Origin of the sequence: Kitasatospora sp. NPDC086009 (assembly GCF_044540385.1) — a bacterium.
Lineage (GTDB): Bacteria > Actinomycetota > Actinomycetes > Streptomycetales > Streptomycetaceae > Kitasatospora.
This window is the reverse complement of sequence record NZ_JBITSA010000006.1, coordinates 405,893-426,809: the sequence shown is the minus strand read 5'-3', so window position 1 is coordinate 426,809 and position 20,917 is coordinate 405,893. Positions and strand designations below refer to the sequence as shown.

13 protein-coding genes are annotated in these 20,917 nt (G+C 72.5%); 8 read left to right on the top strand and 5 right to left on the bottom strand.

The genetic code is table 11. The features are described from left to right. Positions 1 to 553: 553 nt before the first annotated feature. The 7 genes from ACIF6L_RS18390 to pyk all read left to right on the top strand — a co-directional run bounded on the left by ACIF6L_RS18390 (position 554) and on the right by pyk (position 13,726). Positions 554 to 2,509, top strand: coding sequence for an alpha-1,4-glucan--maltose-1-phosphate maltosyltransferase (locus ACIF6L_RS18390; RefSeq protein ID WP_359803312.1), 1,956 nt, complete (start codon positions 554 to 556; stop codon positions 2,507 to 2,509). After that, positions 2,506 to 4,230 (top strand): maltose alpha-D-glucosyltransferase, encoded by a 1,725-nt coding sequence (treS, locus tag ACIF6L_RS18385; RefSeq protein ID WP_359803092.1) that lies wholly within the window; start codon positions 2,506 to 2,508, stop codon positions 4,228 to 4,230. The genes ACIF6L_RS18390 and treS overlap by 4 nt, the downstream gene beginning before the upstream one ends. 239 nt (positions 4,231 to 4,469) lie before the next feature. Beyond that, positions 4,470 to 5,957: a phosphotransferase gene (locus ACIF6L_RS18380; protein WP_359803094.1), complete on the top strand. Its 1,488-nt coding sequence runs from the start codon at positions 4,470 to 4,472 to the stop codon at positions 5,955 to 5,957. A 111-nt stretch (positions 5,958 to 6,068) separates the two neighbouring features. After that, on the top strand, positions 6,069 to 8,588 hold the full coding sequence (gene glgB, locus ACIF6L_RS18375; protein ID WP_396488491.1) for a 1,4-alpha-glucan branching protein GlgB: 2,520 nt from the start codon (positions 6,069 to 6,071) through the stop codon (positions 8,586 to 8,588). Between the two features lie 233 nt (positions 8,589 to 8,821). Continuing rightward, on the top strand, positions 8,822 to 10,993 hold the full coding sequence (gene pta / locus ACIF6L_RS18370; RefSeq protein ID WP_359803098.1) for a phosphate acetyltransferase: 2,172 nt from the start codon (positions 8,822 to 8,824) through the stop codon (positions 10,991 to 10,993). After that, positions 10,990 to 12,204 (top strand): acetate kinase, encoded by a 1,215-nt coding sequence (locus ACIF6L_RS18365; RefSeq protein WP_329489655.1) that lies wholly within the window; start codon positions 10,990 to 10,992, stop codon positions 12,202 to 12,204. The genes pta and ACIF6L_RS18365 overlap by 4 nt, the downstream gene beginning before the upstream one ends. 94 nt (positions 12,205 to 12,298) lie before the next feature. Further along, positions 12,299 to 13,726, top strand: a complete 1,428-nt coding sequence (gene pyk / locus ACIF6L_RS18360) for a pyruvate kinase (protein ID WP_329489654.1) — start codon at positions 12,299 to 12,301, stop codon at positions 13,724 to 13,726. 75 nt (positions 13,727 to 13,801) lie between these two features. Here the strand turns inward: pyk and ACIF6L_RS18355 are convergent, their stop codons facing one another. The 4 genes from ACIF6L_RS18355 to ACIF6L_RS18340 form a co-directional block, all read right to left on the bottom strand. Continuing rightward, positions 13,802 to 15,196 (bottom strand): hypothetical protein, encoded by a 1,395-nt coding sequence (locus tag ACIF6L_RS18355; RefSeq protein ID WP_396488490.1) that lies wholly within the window; start codon positions 15,194 to 15,196, stop codon positions 13,802 to 13,804. Then, on the bottom strand, positions 15,193 to 15,819 hold the full coding sequence (locus ACIF6L_RS18350; RefSeq protein ID WP_396488489.1) for a DUF6114 domain-containing protein: 627 nt from the start codon (positions 15,817 to 15,819) through the stop codon (positions 15,193 to 15,195). Before ACIF6L_RS18350 ends, ACIF6L_RS18355 begins: the two co-directional genes overlap by 4 nt. A gap of 131 nt (positions 15,820 to 15,950) precedes the next feature. Further along, complete coding sequence (locus tag ACIF6L_RS18345; RefSeq protein ID WP_329489651.1) at positions 15,951 to 16,616, bottom strand: DUF6230 family protein; 666 nt, start codon at positions 16,614 to 16,616, stop codon at positions 15,951 to 15,953. Between the two features lie 698 nt (positions 16,617 to 17,314). Further along, positions 17,315 to 18,310 (bottom strand): tetratricopeptide repeat protein, encoded by a 996-nt coding sequence (locus ACIF6L_RS18340; RefSeq protein WP_396488488.1) that lies wholly within the window; start codon positions 18,308 to 18,310, stop codon positions 17,315 to 17,317. A gap of 367 nt (positions 18,311 to 18,677) precedes the next feature. On the opposite strand from ACIF6L_RS18340, the gene ACIF6L_RS18335 reads away from it, so the two are divergent. Next, positions 18,678 to 19,373 (top strand): TetR/AcrR family transcriptional regulator, encoded by a 696-nt coding sequence (locus ACIF6L_RS18335; protein ID WP_359803109.1) that lies wholly within the window; start codon positions 18,678 to 18,680, stop codon positions 19,371 to 19,373. A gap of 70 nt (positions 19,374 to 19,443) precedes the next feature. On the opposite strand, the gene ACIF6L_RS18330 is transcribed toward ACIF6L_RS18335, so the two are convergent. Continuing rightward, positions 19,444 to 20,917: methylmalonyl-CoA mutase (locus tag ACIF6L_RS18330; protein WP_396492541.1), on the bottom strand; the 1,474-nt coding region annotated here is incomplete at its 5' end.

Sequence of the window (20,917 nt, the reverse complement as noted above, 5' to 3'; positions counted from 1 at the left end):
CTTCCGGTCGCACGTCCTCCCCACCCAGCAGTCCTCCCGGTACTCCCCCCGGCCGGCCCGGCCCGCGGGAGCTGCCGCCGATCTCGGGCAGGAGTTTGGCATGCACGGCGACACGCGGGACCAGTCCACACCGGTGGCCGAAAGCCACGACGCAGCGGTCGCGGAATCCGCCGGACGGATGGATTCTGACACTCGGACAGACGCGGCGATGCCGGGACCCCGGGGCGCCGCGGCCGACCGTCCGGAGCAGCCGTCCGAACCGGCCCGACAACCCGGGACCGAGGAGAGCCGGCCGGCGGCACCCCGCAGGCGCACCACCACGCGCCGCACCGCCGCCACCGGCACCGAGGTCACCACCGCCGGCACCGGGACGATCGCCGGCTCCGGAACGGGCGCCGCCGCGAAGGCCGGCCCGGCGCCCCGGCGGGCACCCGCCCGCACCACGGCCGCCGGCGGGTCCGCGACCGGACCCGCCGCCAAGCCGGTCGCCAAGACCGCCGCCAAGACCCCAGCCCGCAAGCCAGCCGCCCGCAAGACGACAGAGAGCGACACCGTGATCGGCCGCATCCCCGTCCTGGACGTCAGCCCCCTCGTCGACGCCGGCCGTCGCCCGGCCAAGGCGGTGGTCGGCGAGACCTTCGCGGTCACCGCCACCGTGTTCCGCGAGGGCCACGACGCGGTGAACGCCAACGTCGTCCTGCGCGACCCGCGCGGCCGCAGCGGCCCGTGGACGCCGATGCGCGAACTCGCCGAGGGCACCGACCGCTGGGGCGCGCAGGTCACTCCGACCGCGCCCGGCCGCTGGTCCTACCTGGTGGAGGCGTGGAGCGACCCGCTGGCCACCTGGCGCAAGGTGGCCGCGGTGAAGCTGCCCGCCGGGATCGACACCGCGCTGGTGCTGGAGGAGGGCGCGCTGCTGCTGGAGCGGGCCGCGGGCGGCGTGCCGAAGAAGGAGGGCCGGGCGCACATCCTGGCCGCGGTGGACGCCCTGCGCGACGCCGGTCTGCCGCCGCTGTCCCGGCTGGCCGCGGCGCTCGCCCCCGAGGTGCTCGACCTGCTGGCCCGCTACCCGCTGCGCGAACTGGTGAGCGCCTCCCGCCCGCTGCCGCTCCAGGTGGACCGCGAGCGCGCGCTGTACGGCTCCTGGTACGAGTTCTTCCCCCGCTCGGAGGGCGCGGTGGTCGACCCCTCCGGCGTCGAGCCGCCGCGCTCGGGCACCCTGCGCACCGCCGCCGAACGGCTGCCCGCCGTCGCCGCGATGGGCTTCGACGTGGTCTACCTGCCGCCGGTCCACCCGATCGGGCGAGCCTTCCGCAAGGGGCCGGACAACAGCCTGACGGCCGGTCCGCACGACGTCGGCTCACCCTGGGCGATCGGCTCGCCGGAGGGCGGCCACGACGCCGTCCACCCGGACCTCGGCACCATCGAGGACTTCGACCACTTCGTCGCCGAGGCGGCGGCGCTGCACCTGGAGGTGGCCCTGGACTTCGCGCTGCAGTGCTCGCCGGACCACCCCTGGGTCAACAAGCACCCGGAGTGGTTCAGCCACCGCGCCGACGGCACCATCGCCTATGCCGAGAACCCCCCGAAGAAGTACCAGGACATTTATCCGATCAACTTCGATCAGGACATGGACGGAATCGTCAAGGAAACCCTCCGGGTCCTGCGGTTCTGGATGAGCCACGGCGTGCGGATCTTCCGGGTCGACAACCCGCACACCAAGCCGGTGCTGTTCTGGGAGAAGGTGCTCGCCGACATCGCCCGCACCGATCCGGACGTGGTCTTCCTGGCCGAGGCCTTCACCCGGCCGGCGATGATGCACACCCTCGGGAAGATCGGCTTCCACCAGTCGTACACGTACTTCACCTGGCGCACCACCAAACAGGAGCTCACCGAATACCTCTCCGAGCTCGCCGGCGACGCCGCCTCCTACATGCGGCCCAACTTCTTCGCCAACACCCCGGACATCCTGCACGAGTACCTGCAGACCGGCGGCCGGGCGGCGTTCGCGATCCGTGCCGTACTGGCCGCCACCCTCTCCCCCAGCTACGGCGTCTACGCCGGCTTCGAGCTGTACGAGAACGAGCCGGCCCACCCGGGCTCGGAGGAGTACCTGCACTCCGAGAAGTACGAACTGCGACCCCGCGACTGGACCCGCACCGACTCCCTGGCCCCGCTGCTCACCGTGCTGAACCGGCTGCGCCGCCGGCACCCCTCGCTCCAGCAGCTGCGCGGCCTGCGCTTCCACCCGACCGACAACGACCAGGTACTCGCCTTCTCCAAGACCGCCACCACGACCGAGGGCCTGACCGACCACGTCATCACGGTCGTCAACCTCGACCCGCACCACGCCCAGGAGGCCACCGTCACCCTCGACGGGGACGGCCCGTTCGCGGTGCACGACGAGCTCACCGGCGCCGCCTACACCTGGGGCCGGCACAACTACGTCCGGCTCGATCCCTCAGCCGAGCCGGCTCACCTCCTCACGGTTCGGAGGAACCCAGCGTGACAGTGAACGAGCCCGTCCCCGACACCTTCCCCGAGACCTCGAAGAAGAACCTGGACCCCGAGTGGTTCAAACGTGCGGTCTTCTACGAGGTGCTGGTGCGGTCCTTCCAGGACAGCAACGGCGACGGGGTCGGGGACCTCAGGGGGCTCACGTCCAAGCTCGACTACCTCCAGTGGCTCGGGGTCGACTGCCTCTGGCTGCCGCCGTTCTTCGCCTCGCCGCTGCGCGACGGCGGGTACGACGTCGCGGACTACAAGTCGGTCCTGCCGGAGTTCGGCGACCTCGCCGACTTCATGGAGTTCGTCGACGCCGCGCACCTGCGCGGCATGCGCGTGGTCATCGACTTCGTGATGAACCACACCAGCGACCAGCACCCCTGGTTCCAGGCCTCCCGGGAGGACCCGGACGGCCCGTACGGCGACTTCTACATGTGGGCCGACGACGACAAGCAGTACCCGGACGCCCGGATCATCTTCGTCGACACCGAGACCTCCAACTGGACCTACGACCCGGTGCGCAAGCAGTACTTCTGGCACCGGTTCTTCTCCCACCAGCCGGACCTCAACTACGACAACCCCCGCGTCCAGGACGAGATGATCGCCGGGCTGCGGTTCTGGCTCGACCTCGGCATCGACGGCTTCCGGCTGGACGCCGTGCCGTACCTGTTCGCCCGCGAGGGCACCAACTGCGAGAACCTGCCGGAGACGCACGAGTTCCTCCAGCGGGTCCGCAAGGAGATCGACGCCGACTACCCCGACACCGTGCTGCTCGCCGAGGCCAACCAGTGGCCGGAGGACGTCGTCGACTACTTCGGCGACTTCGCCTCCGGCGGCGACGAGTGCCACATGGCGTTCCACTTCCCGGTGATGCCGCGCATCTTCATGGCGGTCCGCCGGGAGTCCCGCTACCCGGTGTCGGAGATCCTCGCCAAGACCCCGCGCATCCCGCACGGCTGCCAGTGGGGCATCTTCCTGCGCAACCACGACGAGCTGACCCTGGAGATGGTCACCGACGAGGAGCGCGACTACATGTACGCGGAGTACGCCAAGGACCCCCGGATGCGCGCCAACGTGGGCATCCGCCGCCGGCTCGCCCCGCTGCTGGAGAACGACCGCAACCAGATCGAACTGTTCACCGCCCTGCTGCTCTCCCTGCCGGGCTCCCCGGTGCTCTACTACGGGGACGAGATCGGCATGGGCGACAACATCTGGCTGGGCGACCGGGACGGCGTGCGCACGCCGATGCAGTGGACCCCGGACCGCAACGCGGGTTTCTCGTCCGCCGACCCGGGCAGGCTCAGTCTGCCGCCCATCATGGATCCGGTGTACGGCTACCAGGTGACCAACGTCGAGGCGCAGCAGAGCAGTTCGAGTTCACTGCTGCACTGGACGCGTCGCATGATCGAGATCCGCAAGCTCAACTCGGCGTTCGGCCTCGGCACCTACACCGAGCTGCCCTCCAGCAATCCCGCGGTACTGGCCTTCGTGCGGGAGCACGAGGGCGACCTGGTCATGTGCGTGAACAACTTCTCGCGGTTCGCGCAGCCGACCGAACTCGACCTGCGGCAGTTCGGAGGGCGGTACCCGGTCGAGCTGATCGGCGGGGTGCGCTTCCCCTCGATCGGTGAGTGGCCGTACCTGCTCACCCTCGCCGGGCACGGCTTCTACTGGTTCCAGCTCCGGCAGCCCCCGCGCCTCAGCAGCGCCAGGCGATCGAAGTAACGATCCGTCAGGAGCACCCGTTCCACCAAACCCTCCGGGGGCGCGAGAGTTGAACACCCCGCGCCCCCGGAGGTCTCTGCACCACCGCGTACGGAGAACAGCCCAACGGCCACTTACACGAAGGCGTGACACCTGAGCACCGCTCGCGTGCCGTCGCCGCCGCGCCGCCGAAATCCGGAAGACTGACGGACCCGGCCAGACCCGTCGGGCAGTCCGCCCGCTTCCGGGGAAAGGGAGTCATGTCCGAAACCTCCCGTTCTCAAGCCGATCTGCACCGCGACACCCCCACCGGCCCCGCGCCGGTGGGCTCCCGCGGCGCCGCGGCCCGGAGAACCGCTCTGGGGGTCAGCGAACTCGTCCAGGCGGCCCTGCCCCTGATCGCCGAGTGGCTCCCCACCCAGCGCTGGTACGCCGGCAAGGGACGGCCCATCACCGGCCTCACCCCCGTGGTCGGCACCCCGCTCCAGGTCGGCGACCCGGCCCTGCTGCACCTGCTGCTGCGGGTCGAGCACGCCACCACCGCGGGCGCACCGCACGGGGACATCTACCAGCTGCTGCTCGGCATCCGCTCCGCGGGGACGGCCGACATCGAGCCGAGCGCCGTCCTCGGCCGGCTCAGCCAGGGCCCGTACGACGGCGCGGCGCTCTACGACGCGGTGCACGATCCCGAGCTGACCGGGCGACTGCTGGAGCACCTGGCCACCGGCGACCGGTTCGGCTCGCTGTCGTTCCGCCGCACCCCCGGCTCCGGGCTGCCCACCAACCTGCCCGGTCGCGCCTCCACCGCGGAGCAGTCCAACAGCTCGGTCATCTACGGCACCGCGTACATCCTCAAGCTCTTCCGCCGCATCCACCCCGGCACCAACCCCGACCTGGAGCTGTCGCTGGCGCTCTCGCGGGCCGGCTCCACCCGGATCCCCCGGGTCGCGGCCTGGTTCGAGAGCCGGCTGGAGCGCGCGGAACCGGCCACTCTCGGCCTGCTCCAGCGCTACCTGCCGGAGGCCGAGGACGGCTGGGAGCTGGCCCTGGACCAGGTCGGCCGGCTCAAGGGCGACCCGTCCCCCGGCAACTTCGCGATCGAGGCGCACCGGCTCGGCCGGGCCACCGCCGAGGTCCACCGGGTCCTGGCGCGCTCGATGCCGGTCGCCCGGCTGGACCGCACCCAGACCCGGCAGCTGGCGACCGCGATGGCCGACCGGCTGGACAGCGCGGTGGCCGCCGTGCCCGGGCTGCTCCGCTACCGGCCCGCCCTGCGCGCCGCCTTCCAGCAGCTCGCCGACGCCCACCCGGATGGCATGCCGGTCCAGCGGATCCACGGCGACCTCCACCTCGGACAGGCCATGCGGACCCCGCACGGCTGGGTGCTGCTGGACTTCGAGGGCGAGCCGGCCAAGTCCGTCGCCGAGCGGCGCGAACCGCAGACCGCGTTGCGCGACGTCGCCGCGATGCTCCGCTCCTTCGACTACGCGGCCGCCCACCTGCTGGCCGGCGCACCGCCCGACCCGGAGCTGGCCCACCTCGCCGCCGCCTGGGCCCAGCGCAACCGCACCGCCTTCTGCGCCGGCTACACCGCCGGCGGCGGCACCGACCCGGCCGCCTCGCCCGAGCTGATGCGCGCCCTGGAGATCGACAAGGCGGTGTACGAGGTGGTCTACGAGGCCCGCCACCGGCCCGGCTGGCTGCCGATCCCGCTGGCCGCGATCAACCGGCTGGCCCTGACCGTCTGAGGGCCCCGCCAGACCGGCTCCGCACCCGCCCCCGCACCCGCCCCCGCCCCCGAGAACGCCCGCCCGCCACCGACGCCCCCGGCCACCCCGATCCCGCAGGAGGACCACGCCGTGACGCCGCTCGACCCGCCCGGCCGCACCCCCCGTACCGTGCCTGCCACCTTCCTGGCGGGCCCGGACTCCGCCCAGCGCGAGCCCTCGGCGGCCCGGCGGGCCGAACCGCGCCGCCCGGCGCCCGACGGCGGCCCGGACGGCGCCGCCGCCCGCGCGGCCACGAACGCGGCCACGGACCCGGCCGGCAACACCGCCGGCGACGCTGCCGCAGACGCCGCGGGGAGCGCCCCCGACGGAACCCCCGCCGCCGCTGCCGCCCCCGCCGCCCCCGTCGCCACCCCGGAGGGCCTCCCCGACGGACCGGCCGCCCCGCCCGGGGCGCTGCGGCTGCCCGAGGCACCGCTGCCGCCGAGCGAGGTGGACCGGCTGGTCGGCGGCATGCACCACGACCCGCACGGCCTGCTCGGCGCCCACCCGGTGCACGGCGGCACCGCGATCCGGGTGCTGCGCCCGTTCGCCGAGCGGGTGGTCGTGGAGACCGCGCACGGCCCCGCCGAGCTCACCCACCAGCAGAGCGGCCTCTTCACCGGCCTGCTGGCCGGCACCGAGGTGCCCGACTACCGGCTGCTGGTCAGCTACCCCGGCAGCGAGCCGCTCAGCCAGCACGACGGCTACCGCATCGCGCCCACCCTCGGCGAGCTGGACCTGCACCTGATCTCCGAGGGCCGGCACGAGCAGCTCTGGCGGGCGCTCGGCTCGCACGTGCGCACCGTCGACGGGGTGCCCGGCACCGCCTTCGCGGTCTGGGCGCCGAACGCGGCGGGCGTCCGGCTGATCGGGGACTTCAACCACTGGGACGGCACCGCGCACCCGATGCGCTCGCTCGGCTCCTCCGGCGTCTGGGAGCTGTTCGTCCCGGGCCTGGCCGAGGGCACCCAGTACAAGTACGAGATCCACACCCGGCAGGGCTGGGTGCTCGACAAGGCCGACCCGCTGGCCCGGGCCGCGCAGTGCCCGCCGGGCACCGCCTCGGTCGTCACCTCCTCCTCCTACCGCTGGCAGGACGACGAGTGGATGGAGCGCCGGGCCCGCGCCGCGCACCACCGGGCGCCGATGTCGGTCTACGAGCTGCACCTGCCGTCCTGGCGGCCCGACCTCACCAGCTACCGGGCGATCGCCGAGGAACTGCCCGGCTACCTCAAGGAGTTGAACTTCACCCACGTGGAGTTCATGCCGGTGATGGAACACCCCTTCGGCGGCTCCTGGGGCTACCAGGTCTCCGGCTACTACGCCCCCACCGCCCGGCTCGGCAGCCCCGACGACTTCCGCCACCTGGTCGACACCCTGCACCGGCACGGCATCGGCGTGATCGTCGACTGGGTGCCCGCGCACTTTCCCAAGGACGACTTCGCCCTCGCCCGCTTCGACGGCGAGCCGCTGTACGAGCCGGCCGACCCGCTGCGCGCGGAGCACCCCGACTGGGGCACCCTGGAGTTCGACTACGGCCGCACCGAGGTGCGCAACTTCCTGGTCGCCAACGCGGTGTACTGGTGCGAGGAGTTCCACATCGACGGCCTGCGGGTCGACGCCGTCGCCTCGATGCTCTACCTCGACTACTCCCGCGAGGGCGGCGCCTGGACGCCCAACCAGTACGGCGGCCGGGAGAACCTGGACGCGGCCGCCTTCCTCCAGGAGATGAACGCCACCGTCTACCGGCGCTGCCCCGGTGTGCTCACCATCGCCGAGGAGTCGACCGCCTGGGAGGGGGTCACCCGGCCCACCGACAGCGGCGGCCTGGGCTTCGGCCTGAAGTGGAACATGGGCTGGATGCACGACTCGCTGGTCTACATGTCCAAGGAACCGGTGCACCGCAAGTACCACCACAACGAGATCACCTTCTCGATGGTGTACGCCTACTCCGAGAACTACGTGCTGCCGATCTCGCACGACGAGGTGGTGCACGGCAAGCAGGCGCTGGTCTCCAAGATGCCCGGCGACTGGTGGCAGCAGCGCGCCAACCAGCGCGCCTACCTGGGCTTCATGTGGGCCCACCCGGGCAAGCAACTCCTCTTCATGGGGCAGGAGTTCGCCCAGGGGTCGGAGTGGGACCACGAACAGGGCCCGCAGTGGTGGGTGCTCGACGAGCAGTCCTGGCCGGCCGCCGGGGAGCACCTCGGGATGCGCCGGCTGGTCCGCGACCTCAACCGCCGCTACCTCGACGCCCCGGCGCTCTGGGAGCAGGACACCACGCCGGACGGCTTCCGCTGGCTGGACGGCGGCGCGGCCGAGGACAACCTGCTCTCCTTCGTCCGGTACGCCGCCGACGGCTCCCCGCTCGTCGCGGTCTGCAACTTCTCCCCCGTCGTGCGGCACGGCCACCGGGTCGGACTGCCCGCCCTCGACGGCCGCGAGCAGCTCTGGGAGGAGGTGCTGAACACCGACGCCGAGACCTACGGCGGCGCCGGCGTCGGCAACTCCCACCCGGTGAAGACCGAGTCCGTCCCCTGGAACGACCAGCCCCGCAGCGCCGAACTCGTCCTGCCGCCCCTCGCCACCGTCTGGCTCCGCCCGGCCTGAGCACGCCCGGTCGGTGCCGGGCCGTCGTGCCCGGCACCGACCGGCCCCCAGGCTCCCCGCCGGAGGCCGAGGGCTACCGCGGCTCCAACCCGTCGCGGGCCGACCCCGGCCCGTCCCGACGTGACCTTCGTCCCTTGCCCCGGCCGGGGCCCTCTGCTCGCGGACGTCCGTTCCCGGTGCGAAGGTATGGTCGATATGACCATCCTCTGAGACGACGGGACGGAGAGACCCACGTGGCGCGCAGCGTGTACGTGACCGGGATCGACCGAGGGGACGGCCGGCAGGCCGTCGAACTCGGGGTCATGGAACTGCTCACCCGCCAGGTGGACCGGGTCGGGGTGTTCCGGCCGCTGGTGCACGCGCACGCGCCCGGCGAGCGGGGCTCCGACCACGTCGTCGAGCTGCTGCGCACCCGCTACCGGGTCGACCTGCCCACCGCCGAGCTGTACGGGCTCACCTACGAGGAGGCGGCCGCCCTGCAGGCCGCCCAGGGCCAGGACGAGCTGGTCTCCACCCTCGTCGACCGGTTCCGGGCGCTGGAGCGGCGCTGCCAGGCGGTGCTGGTGCTGGGCACCGACTTCGCGGACACCAACATCCCCGACGAGCTGGCCTTCAACGCCCGCCTCGCCAACGAGTTCGGCGCCGCCGTGCTACCGGTGGTCGGCGGCCACTCCGAGGACCCGGCGGCGGTGATCGCCGAGGTCCGCAACGCCCACCGCGCCTACACCGACCTCGGCTGCGAGACCCTCGCGATGGTCGCCAACCGGGTCGCGCCCGGCGCCAAGCAGCGGATCCAGCGCACCCTCGGCGAGAAGCTGCCGATCCCCGCGTACGTCATCCCCGAGGAGCCGGCGCTGGCCGCGCCGACCGTCGCCCAGCTGGTCGAGGCCACCGGCGCCGAGGTCCTGACCGGGGACGCGGCCGGGCTGGCCCGGGACGTCCGCGGCTTCGTCTTCGGCGGCGCCATGCTGCCGACCTTCCTGGACGCGCTGACCGAGGGCGCCCTGGTGGTCACCCCCGGGGACCGCGCCGACCTGCTGATCGGCTCGCTGGCCGCGCACGCCGCCGGCGCCCCGCCGATCGCCGGCGTGCTGCTGACGCTCGGCCAGCACCCCGGCCCGAACGTGATGGCGCTGGCCGCCCGGCTGGCCCCCGGCACTCCGGTCGCCGTCGTCCCCGAGGGCAGCTGGATCACCGCCGCCGCCCTGACCCATCTGGAGGGCAAGCTCACCTCGGCCAGCCCGCGGAAGGCCGAGATCGCCCTGGGCCTCTTCGAACTCCACGTGGACACGGCCGAGTTGACCAACCGGATCGAGGTCGGCCGGTCCGAGCGGGTCACCCCGATGATGTTCGAGCACGCGCTGCTGGAGCGGGCCCGGGGCGCCCGCCGGCACGTGGTCCTCCCGGAGGGCGCCGAGGAACGGGTGCTGCGCGCCGCCGAGGTGCTGCTCCGCCGCAACATCTGCGACCTCACCCTCCTCGGCGACCCCGACACCGTCCGCCGCAAGGCCGCCGCCCTCGGCATCGACCTCCCGCAGGAGGACCCGGCGGCCGACCGCGCCCAGGTCCGGATCGTCGACCCGGCGACCAGCCCGCTGCGCCGCCAGTTCGCCGAGCTGTACGCCCGGCTGCGCGCCCACAAGGGCATGACCGTGGAGCTGGCGCTGGACGTCGTCACGGACGTCAGCTACTTCGGCACCCTGATGGTCCAGGAGGGCATCGCCGACGGCATGGTCTCCGGCGCGGTGCACTCCACCGCCGCCACCATCCGGCCCGCCTTCGAGGTGATCAAGACCGCGCCGGGCGCCGCGATCGTCTCCTCGGTCTTCTTCATGTGCCTCGCCGACAAGGTGCTGGTCTACGGCGACTGCGCGGTCAATCCCGACCCGGACGCCCAGCAGCTGGCCGACATCGCCATCCAGTCCGCCGCCACCGCCGCCCAGTTCGGCGTGGAGCCCCGGGTCGCGATGCTCTCCTACTCCACCGGCACCTCCGGCTCCGGCGCCGACGTCGACAAGGTCCGCAAGGCGACCGAGCTGGTCCGCGCGCTGCGCCCGGACATCCTGGTCGAGGGCCCGATCCAGTACGACGCGGCGGTGGACGCCCATGTCGCGGCCACCAAGCTGCCCGGCTCGCCGGTGGCAGGCCGGGCCACCGTGCTGATCTTCCCGGACCTCAACACCGGCAACAACACCTACAAGGCGGTCCAGCGCTCGGCCGGCGCGGTGGCGGTCGGCCCGGTCCTCCAGGGGCTGCGCAAGCCCGTCAACGACCTCTCGCGCGGCGCGCTGGTCGAGGACATCGTCAACACCGTCGCGATCACCGCCATCCAGTCGCAGGAACACGGCGGGCCGCAGGGCCCGGCCACCCCCTCGCAGGACCGCACCGAAGGAGTCCGGGCATGAGTGAAGGCACCCGCGTCCTGGTCCTGAACGCCGGCTCCTCGTCGGTCAAGTACCAGCTGATCGACATGCTGGACGGCGCCCGGCTGGCCTCCGGCCTGGTCGAGCGGATCGGCGAGGCGAACGGCCGGCTGGTGCACGCCCCGCGCTCCGGCGAGCGGCGCGAGGCGCTCCAGGTCTTCCCCGACCACTCCGCCGCCCTGAAGGCCGTCGCCGAGGAGCTGGCCGCCGACGGCACCGGGCTGGACTCCCCCGAGCTCGCCGCGATCGGCCACCGGGTGGTCCACGGCGGGCTGCGGTTCACCGAACCGACGGTGATCACCGAGGAGGTGCTGACCGAGATCCGCCGGCTGATCCCGGTCGCGCCGCTGCACAACCCGGCCAACATCACCGGCATCGAGGTGGCCCGGGCGCTGCGCCCGGACCTGCCGCAGGTCGCCGTCTTCGACACCGCCTTCCACGCCTCGATGCCCGAGTACGCGGCCCGGTACGCGGTGGACAAGGCCGTCGCGGACGAGCACCGGGTGCGCCGCTACGGCTTCCACGGCACCTCGCACCAGTACGTCTCCCGGGCCACCGCCCGGCTGCTCGGCAAGGACCCGGCCGAGGTGAACGTGATCGTCCTGCACCTGGGCAACGGCGCTTCCGCCTCGGCCGTCTCCGGGGGCCGCTGCGTGGACACCTCGATGGGGCTGACCCCCCTGGAGGGCCTGGTGATGGGCACTCGTTCGGGTGATATCGACGCGGGCGTGGTGTTCCACCTGCACCGGGTCGGCGGTCTCTCGATCGACGAGATCGACGACCTGCTGAACCGCCGCAGCGGCCTGCTGGGTCTGTGCGGCGACAACGACATGCGCGAGATCATGCGGCGGGCCGAGGGCGGGGACGCCGACGCCGAGCTGGCGTTCCGGGCCTACGTCCACCGGCTGCGCAAGTACATCGGCGGCTACTACGCGGTGCTCGGCCGGGTGGACGCGATCGCGTTCACGGCCGGGGTCGGCGAGAATGCGGCTCCGGTGCGGGCCGCGGCCACCGCCGGCCTGGAGGAGCTGGGCATCGCGGTGGACCCCGAGCTGAACTCGGTCCGCTCCGGCGAGGCCCGGATCATCTCGCCCGCGTACGGCCGGGTCGCGGTCGCCGTGGTCCCCACCGACGAGGAACTGGAGATCGCGCGTCAGGCCTTCGCCCTGGTGCACCGGCGGTCCGGGGGCTGAGCCGTCGTCGTCTCGCCCCTCGGGATCCTTCGTCGACGATTCCTCACGTTTCGTGCCGAATGCACCTATAACACGAACGGATAGACTGATCCATATGCGCCGAGCGAAAATTGTCTGCACCCTGGGTCCGGCGACGGACTCCTACGAACAGCTGAAGGCCATCGTCGAGGCGGGCATGAACGTCGCCCGACTGAACATGAGCCACGGCACCCACGCGGACCACGAGGAGCGGTACCACAAGGTCCGCCAGGTCTCGGAGGACACCGGCAAGGCCATCGGCGTCCTTGCCGACCTCCAGGGCCCCAAGATCCGTCTGGCCACCTTCGCCAACGGTCCGGTGACCGTCGACAACGGTGACGAGTTCATCATCACCACCGAGGACGTCCCCGGTGACCAGCACATCTGCGGGACCACCTACAAGGGCCTGCCGGGCGACGTGAAGCCCGGCGACCCGATCCTGATCAACGACGGCGTCATCGCCCTGGAGGTCGTCAGCGTCGACGGCCCGCAGGTGAAGACCGTCGTCGTCGAGGGCGGTGTGCTCTCGAACAACAAGGGCATCAACCTGCCCGGCACGGCCGTGAACGTGCCCGCGCTGTCCGAGAAGGACAAGGACGACCTGCGCTTCGCCCTGGAGCTGGGCGTCGACATGGTCGCCCTCTCCTTCGTCCGCAACGCGGACGACATCAAGGACGTCCACGAGGTCATGGACGCGGTCGGCATCCGGGTGCCGGTCATCGCCAAGATCGAGAAGCCGCAGGCCGTCGAGGCCATGGAGGAGATCGTCCTCGCCTTCGACGCCATCATGGTCGCCCGTGGCGACCTGGCCGTCGAGTACCCGCTGGAGCGGGTGCCGCTGGTCCAGAAGCGGCTCATCACGCTGGCCCGCCGCAACGCCAAGCCGGTGATCGTCGCGACCCAGATGATGGAGTCGATGATCCACGCCTCGCGGCCGACCCGCGCCGAGGTCTCCGACGTCGCCAACGCGATCCTGGACGGCACCGACGCGGTCATGCTCTCCGCCGAGTCCAGCGTCGGCAAGTACCCGGTCGAGACGGTCCGCACCATGAGCCGGATCGCCGAGAAGGCCGAGGAGGAGCTGCTCTCGCAGGGCCTCCAGCCGCTGAACCCGGGCCGCAAGCCGCGCACCCAGGGCGGTTCGATCGCCCGCGCCGCGTGCGAGCTGGGCGACTTCCTCAACGGCAAGGCGCTGGTCGCGTTCACCAAGTCCGGTGACACCGCGCGCCGGCTCTCCCGCTACCGCTCGCCGATCCCGGTGATCGCGTTCACCCCGGACAACGCCACCCGCAACCAGCTCTCGCTGAGCTGGGGCGTCGAGGCGCACGTCACCGAGCAGGTCGGCTCCACCGACGAGATGGTGGCCCAGGTCGACCGCGAGATGCTCAAGATCGGCCAGCTGGACGAGGGCGACACCGTCATCGTCACCGCCGGCTCGCCCCCCGGCGTCCCCGGCAACACCAACATGGTCCAGGTGCACCACCTGGGCACCCGGAGCGCGTAGCACCCGCCCGCGAACACGCCCGTGGGGCGGCCCCTCCTCGTCGGAGGGGCCGCCCCACGGGCGTTCTCGCCGCCGCTACTGGTTGCCGACGTACGGCTTGTCGTCGTTGTAGAGCTGCATGCCGGGGATCTTCAGCGTGCCGCCGAACTGGCCGGACTGGACCGCGGTGACACCGGTCATCTCCAGCCAGAGCGGCAGTTCGAGCTTGCCGATCAGGTCGTAAAGCCACTGCGGCAGCGGCCCGTCCGGGGTCAGCGTGAGCTCGCCCAGGTCGATCGGGATCGGCAGGCCGAGCACCTTGGACAGGTGGCCGGAGAGCTTCTCCACGTACATGGTGACCGGGCCCTTGCGCATCGTGGAGACCGAGCCGGGGGCGCCCTTGACGTGGAAGGTCTTGCCGTTGCCCTCAAGGGTCGACATGTCGAGGTTCTCGATGTCCACGCTGTCGACCACGAACTTCAGCACCCGCTTGGTGCCGGTCGGCGTCTGGACCTTGACCACGCCCATCAGGACGGCGTGGTTGAGGGTCAGCCGGCTGGTCTGCAGGGTCCAGTTCTGGTCCGGGACGAGGATCGCGTTGTCCGTCTTCTCCCCGGCGGCCAGGCCCTTCATCGGGACCAGGCAGTTCGGGTCCTTGCTCGGCGTGCCCGAGGCGGACGGCGTGGCCGGGCCCGACGGCGTGGCCGACCCGGTGGCCTTCGCACCCGCGGACGGCTTGCCGCTCGCCTTGGCACCCGGCGTGCTCGCCTTGGCGCCCGGCGTGGTGGCCGCCGGGCTCGGCGTCCCCGACCCGGCGACCGGGGGCGTCGTGGCGGCGGACGGCGCGGGCGCGGCGGGCGCCTGGGTGGCGGCGGCCGGGGCCACCGCGCGGTTTCCCGCGGCGGGCGCGGTCACCGGGGCCTGGGTCGGCGCCGGAGCGGCCGTGGTGGCGGAGGCGGACGGGCTCGCCGACGCGCTCGGGTGGATCAGGTTGGTGATCCCACCGACGATGTCGTCGATCAGCCCGGCCTGGACGACGCCGCCGCCGGACCCGCCGGTGGTCGCGGACCGGACCGGGGCCGAGGCCGGCGAGGACGAGGGGGCCGGGGTGCCGGGCACCGTGGTGGGCGTGCTCGTCGGAGCACCGGTCGGCGCACTGGTCGGCGCACCGGTCGGCGTGCCCGCCGGGGTGGTCGCCGGGCTCTCCGGGAGCGGCACCGACGGACCGGGCAGCGGCGGGGGCAGCTCGCTCTTGGGCACCGGGGTCTCCGCCACCACCGGCGGCGCGGTGTCCGGCGCGGTGGCGCAGGGCTTGCCCGCCGAGGTCTCGGCGATCGCGGCGTTCGGCGTGTAGGCGGCGGCCATCAGCAGCGCGGTCGGCACCGCGGCCATCGCCAGCGCGCGGCCTCTGAGCCGGACCCGGACGGGCGTGCGGGGCGCCGCGTGCCGCCCGGAGCGCTGCTCCGCCCGCGGCTCCTGGGACCCGCTCACCGTGCCTCCTTCTGGTCACCGGTGTGCTGCGACGGGACGCCGGCCCCGGCGGTACCGCCGTCGGCCGGGGCGGCCTGCGCGGGGACGGCCGGCAGCGGCGCGGTGGCGGGCTCCTCGGCGGCGAACTCCGCGGTGCCGGGCTCCTCGGACGCCGTCGACGGCAGGGTCTTGGCGCCGCCGGCGCCGGTGGCGACCGCCTCGGTCGTCGGCGCGGCCGGGTTCGGCGCCCAGGAGAGCATCAGCCCGCCGCCGATCAGACCGGGCAGCAGCGCCATGCCGAAACCGGAGAGGTTGGAGACCGGGATCGAGATCAGGGTCAGCAGCGTGGTGGCGATGCCGGCGAAGAACCGGACGGCCGGCTGGAACCAGGCGGTCAGGCCCAGCACGATCAGCAGGACCCCGATGATCAATGACCCGGCACCGGCCGTGGTCGCCATGGTGACGGTCATGCCGTTCAACGCCAGCTTGGCGTACGGGAAGTACATGATCGGGACGCCGGCGATCATGGCCAGCAAGCCGCCGTAGAACGGCCGGGACCGGCGGAAGTTACGGAACACCCGACGCACCCACTGGGCGGGGTTCTCGTGCTCGGCGGGCCGGAACTCGGCAAGGGCGCTGGACACGATGCAGCTCCTCGATGGTGTGAACGAGGCGAAAAACGGGAGGGGGAGGGCCCGGGACGGCGCACGCACCGCCCCCGACCCCCCGGGTACCGCGGTCGGCGGCGGGCCGGGGCCCGCCGCCGCTCAACGGCCTAGTAGCACTCGTGCCCGCCGTCGGTGTGCAGGTTGAGCTTCAGGCCCTGGAGCTTGAAGGTGCCGGCCGAGGTGGCCCAGGCGGTCTGCTGCACGTTGGACAGGTCGGCCTTGTCGGCGGCCTGGGCGAAGCCCGTGGCGCCGGAGGGCAGGCCGGTACCGAGCTTGGACTTCCAGCCCTGGGTGGCGGTGCCCTTCAGGGTGGACGCGTCCTGGCCGATGTTGATGTTGGTGAACTCGGCGTCCGCGTTCAGCTGCTCCAGGTCGATCAGCAGGTTCTTGGCAGTGACCTGCTTCGCCGGGTCGTCACTCTGGCCGGCCTCCAGGCGCAGGGTGATCTTCGGCAGCTTCCACGGCAGGCCGGGGATGACGTTGGGGTCGGTCACCACGGACTGGCAGAGGCTCTTGATGGTGGCCGAGTCGAACGCCGAGATGGCCACCGGGTGCGGCGTGCCGTTGGTCTCCGCGTCGATCGAGCCGAACTGCGCGAAGTTGGAGCCGTGCAGCTCGGCCGTGGTGACCTTGAAGCTCTGGCCGGAGACGCTGAACGAAGCCGCAAGCGCGTTGTTCGCCAGTGCGACGCCCACCGCGGCGGTGGCCGCGAGGCTGGGCACCATCACCAGGGCGAAGCGCTTCCAGCGGGTCTTGCCGTAGGTCTGGGACATGCGAGTCCTCCTTCTAGGACGTACATCTCCGGCTCCCCGGCGGTGCGTCGCGCACCGGTGGGGGCCTGGGATGGGAGAGAGCTACGTCCTCGGTAGCGGAGAGCGCCGTTGGCGTCGTCGGACGCGGGAGCGGCCGGCACACAGCGGCACTCCCGTCCCTTCACCGACCGCCCTTGCGGGGCGGCGGGCAGGACCGACGACATCGGCGATCACCCCCGAGCGACAACCAGCGACCGCGCGGGCCGCGCGGCCGGTTCGAAGGACAGGAACCGCCGTGGGACCGCGGATACCCCCCTGCCCTCCCACCGCCGGCCTCGGCCGGCGGCTCACCCGGTGGGGATCCCTGGCTCCGCCCACCGACCGGCTGTCGGGGGGCTGAACGCTGGGACCGGGCGTCGCCGATGCTGCTTGAATCCCGGGCGAAGCACAAGGGGTTCATTACTGACGGGTAATCCAACATCGGACGGCGGCGATCATGGAAATGGCCGCCCGCACACCCAGAGTGATGAATTGAAGGAACGGTGAGGACGAAATCCGCCGGAAACACCAGCGAAACACCCGTGGGCGGTCACCTGAAGTGACCGCCCACGGGTGTTGTCAAGATTTGGTAAACCTCTGGACCGATGACCGGATTGTCGCCAAATCGTCAGCGACACCGCAGGTCATCCGCCGTGCCAGAACCGGCCGTTGGACGGTCCTCAGAACAGCACGCGGGCCAGCGCGCCGCGCGCCGCCGTCACTCTCGGGTCGTCGGTGCCGATCACCTCGAACAGCTCCAGCAGCCGGAGCCGGACGGTGTCCCGGTCCTCGCCGAAGGTCCGCCCGACGGTGGCCACCAGGCGCCCGAAGGCGTCCTCGACGTGACCGCCCACCAGGTCCAGGTCGGCCGCGTCCAGCTGGGCCGCGACGTCCTTCGGGTCGGCCGCGGCCGCCGCGCGGACGCCCGCCAGGTCCAGACCCTCCACCCGGCGCAGCAGCTCCGCCTGGGCCAGGCCGAGCCGGGCCTCGGTGTTGCCCGGCTCGTTGACCAGCACGTTCCGGTACGCCTGGACGGCGCCGCCCAGGTCCCCCCGGTCCAGCGCCTCGTGCGCGGCCGCCAGGGCCGGGTCCTCCGGCAGGTACGTCTCGGCCTCGCCCGACGCCTCGGCCGGTGCCCCGGCCCCGCCGACCACGCCGAAGCGCTGCTCGGCCACCAGGATCAGCTGGTCCAGCACCTTGCGGACGTTGGCCTCGCTCTCGGCGCCCTGGAACAGCGGCACCAGCTGGCCGGCCACCACGGCCATCACGGCCGGGACGCCCTGGATGCCGAACTGCTGGGTGAGCAGCTGGTTGGCCTCGACGTCGATCTTGGCGAGCACGATCCGGCCGGCGTACTCCTCGGCCAGCCGCTCCAGCATCGGGCTGAGCTGCTTGCACGGACCGCACCACTCGGCCCAGAAGTCGATGACCACCGGCACTTCGGTGGAGCGCTGGACGACCTCGGTCTCGAAGGTGTCCTCGGTGACATCGATGACGAGCGGGTACGCGGGCTGGGCCGGGGCGACCCCGGCCGCCTCGGCGGCCGCCGCCTGGCGGGCCCGCTCGGCCCTGGCCTGCTCGGCCTTCTGGGCGGCCTCGCCGGCTGCCTTCACTGCGGCGAGGTCGACCGCACCGCGCAGGGCGGAGCTGTTGAGACGCGAATTCCGTGGCTGCATGGCACTATCCTCCCCCGTCCGCGCCGCTGACGGGCACCAACCTCCGGAAAGTCGCACCGCGCGGGCTGCGCGGTGGCGATTCCCCAGGTGGACGGCCCGTCCCCCGGTAACCTGAACCGTTCGGCGCGGATCCCCATCCGCGCCCGCGCCGTCCCCGTCCCACGGGGTCACGGCGCCTGGTCGTCACTGCTTTCGCTACGAGTCGTAGCGTAACTGGACCGAGGCCCCCCGCCGCAACCCCATCCCGGCGTCCCGGGACGTGAGCTGCCCCACTTTCCCGCCCGCATCCGCTGACCCCGACGGGGAACAGTCGCTACCGTTACCTGCCCCACCCATGTTACTTACCAGTACATCGCAAGGAGGCCCGGTGCCGGCCCCCCAGCCCCCCGCGACCCCGGCGTGCCCGGCGGGCCGTGAAGACCCCCCACAGGCCCCGGACGGCGCCGAGAGCACCACCGCCCGGGCCAAGGGCCGCCCGCGCAGCGCGGCCGCCGACACCGCCATCCTCGACGCCACCCGCGAGGCACTGGCCGAACTCGGCTGGGGCGGGCTGACCATGGGCCACGTGGCCACCCGCGCCAAGGTCGCCAAGACCACCCTGTACCGCCGCTGGCCCTCCAAGAACGAGCTGGTGGTGGACGCCGTCGCGAGCCTCTTCGACGAGCTGGTGATGCACGACCTCGGCAGCCTCCGGGCCGACATCGAGGCAGTGGTGGCCCAGTTCGCCGGTCTGCTGGTCCGCCCGGAGACGCAGGCCGCGCTGCTCGCGCTGTTCGCCGAGGGCACCCGGGACCGGCAGCTGCGGCGGCGGATCCGGGAGGCGATCGTGGACCCGCAGAAGCGCCTGGTCCGCCAGGGCCGGGCCGCCGCCCAGGCGCGCGGCGAACTCGCCCCGGACGGCGACCCGGCGGCGGCCGCCGAGGAGATCGACATCATCTTCGACATCATCGCCGGGACGGTCGAGCACCGGGTGCTGGTCAGCGGCGAGCCGATCACCGCCGAGTGGATCCGCCGCTTCACCGAGCTGCTGCTCGGACCGTTCCCGCGGCTCCTCGCCGGCTGAGCGGACGCCGAGAACCGCCCCGCGCGACTGCGCGGGGCGGTTCTCGGCGTCCAGGGGGCTGCCCCGTTCGTCAGAAGGAGGCGGTCTCCCGGTAGATGCCCCACTCGTCGCGCAGCGCGTTGCAGATCTCGCCCAGGGTCGCCTCGGCCCGGACGGCGTCCAGCATCGGCGGGATCATCGACGCGCCCGAGCGGGCCGCCGCCAGCATCGCGTCCAGCCCGGCCCGCACCGCCGCCTCGTCCCGGCCGGCCTTGCGCGCGGCCAGCACGCGCACCTGCTCGCGCTCGACCTCGTGGCTGACCCGGAGGATCTCCAGCTCGGGGGTGACGCTGCGCGGGTGGCAGTTGACGCCGACGACCCGCTTCTCGCCCTTCTCGACGCCCTGCTGGTACTGGAAGGCCGCCTCGGCGATCTCGCCGGTGAAGAAGCCGTCCTCGATCCCGCGCAGGATGCCGGAGGTGATCGGGCCGATCTCGTGGTCCTCGCGGCCCTTGTCCAGGATCCGCTGGAAGATCGCCTCGGCCTGCTCCTCGATCCGGTCGGTGAGCGCCTCGACGTACCAGGAACCGCCCAGCGGATCGGCCACGTTGGTGATGCCGGTCTCCTCCATCAGCACCTGCTGGGTGCGCAGGGCGATCTCGGCGGCCTGCTCCGAGGGCAGCGCCAGGGTCTCGTCCAGCGCGTTGGTGTGCAGCGAGTTGGTGCCGCCGAGCACCGCCGAGAGGGCCTCGACCGCGGTGCGGACCACGTTGTTGTACGGCTGCTGGGCGGTCAGCGAGACCCCGGCGGTCTGGGTGTGGAAGCGCAGCCACTGCGCCTTGTCCGTCCGGGCGCCGAAGCGGTCGCGCATCCAGCGGGCCCAGATCCGGCGCGCGGCGCGGAACTTGGCGATCTCCTCGAAGAAGTCGAGGTGCGCGTCGAAGAAGAAGGAGAGGCCGGGCGCGAAGACGTCCACGTCCAGGCCCCGGGAGAGGCCGAGTTCGACGTAGGCGAAGCCGTCCGCCAGCGTGTACGCCAGCTCCTGCGCGGCCGTCGAGCCGGCCTCGCGGATGTGGTAGCCGGAGACCGAGAGCGGCTTGTACGCCGGGATGCCCTCGGCGCAGTAGGCCATCAGGTCGCCGATCAGGCGCAGGTGCGGCTCGGGCGCGAAGAGCCACTCCTTCTGCGCGATGTACTCCTTGAAGATGTCCGTCTGCAGGGTGCCGTTGAGCACCGCCGGGTCGACACCCTGGCGCTCGGCGGCGACCAGGTACATGCAGAAGACCGGGACGGCCGGGCCGCTGATGGTCATCGAGGTGGTGACGTCGCCGAGCGGGATCCCCTTGAAGAGGACCTCCATGTCGGCGGCCGAGTCGATCGCCACGCCGCAGTGGCCGACCTCGCCGAGCGACTTGGGGTCGTCGGAGTCGTACCCCATCAGGGTGGGCATGTCGAAGGCGACCGAGAGGCCGCCGCCCGAGTCCAGGATCATCCGGTAGCGCTCGTTGGTCTGCTCGGCGTTGCCGAAGCCGGCGAACTGGCGGATGGTCCACGTCCGCCCCCGG

Coding starts and splice junctions, on each gene's coding strand:
- ACIF6L_RS18380 (WP_359803094.1), top strand. CDS start 4,470: ATGTCCGAAACCTCCCGTTCTCAAGCCGATCTGCACCGCGACACCCCC.
- ACIF6L_RS18365 (WP_329489655.1), top strand. CDS start 10,990: ATGAGTGAAGGCACCCGCGTCCTGGTCCTGAACGCCGGCTCCTCGTCG.
- pyk (WP_329489654.1), top strand. CDS start 12,299: ATGCGCCGAGCGAAAATTGTCTGCACCCTGGGTCCGGCGACGGACTCC.
- ACIF6L_RS18340 (WP_396488488.1), bottom strand. CDS start 18,310: ATGCAGCCACGGAATTCGCGTCTCAACAGCTCCGCCCTGCGCGGTGCG.
- ACIF6L_RS18345 (WP_329489651.1), bottom strand. CDS start 16,616: ATGTCCCAGACCTACGGCAAGACCCGCTGGAAGCGCTTCGCCCTGGTG.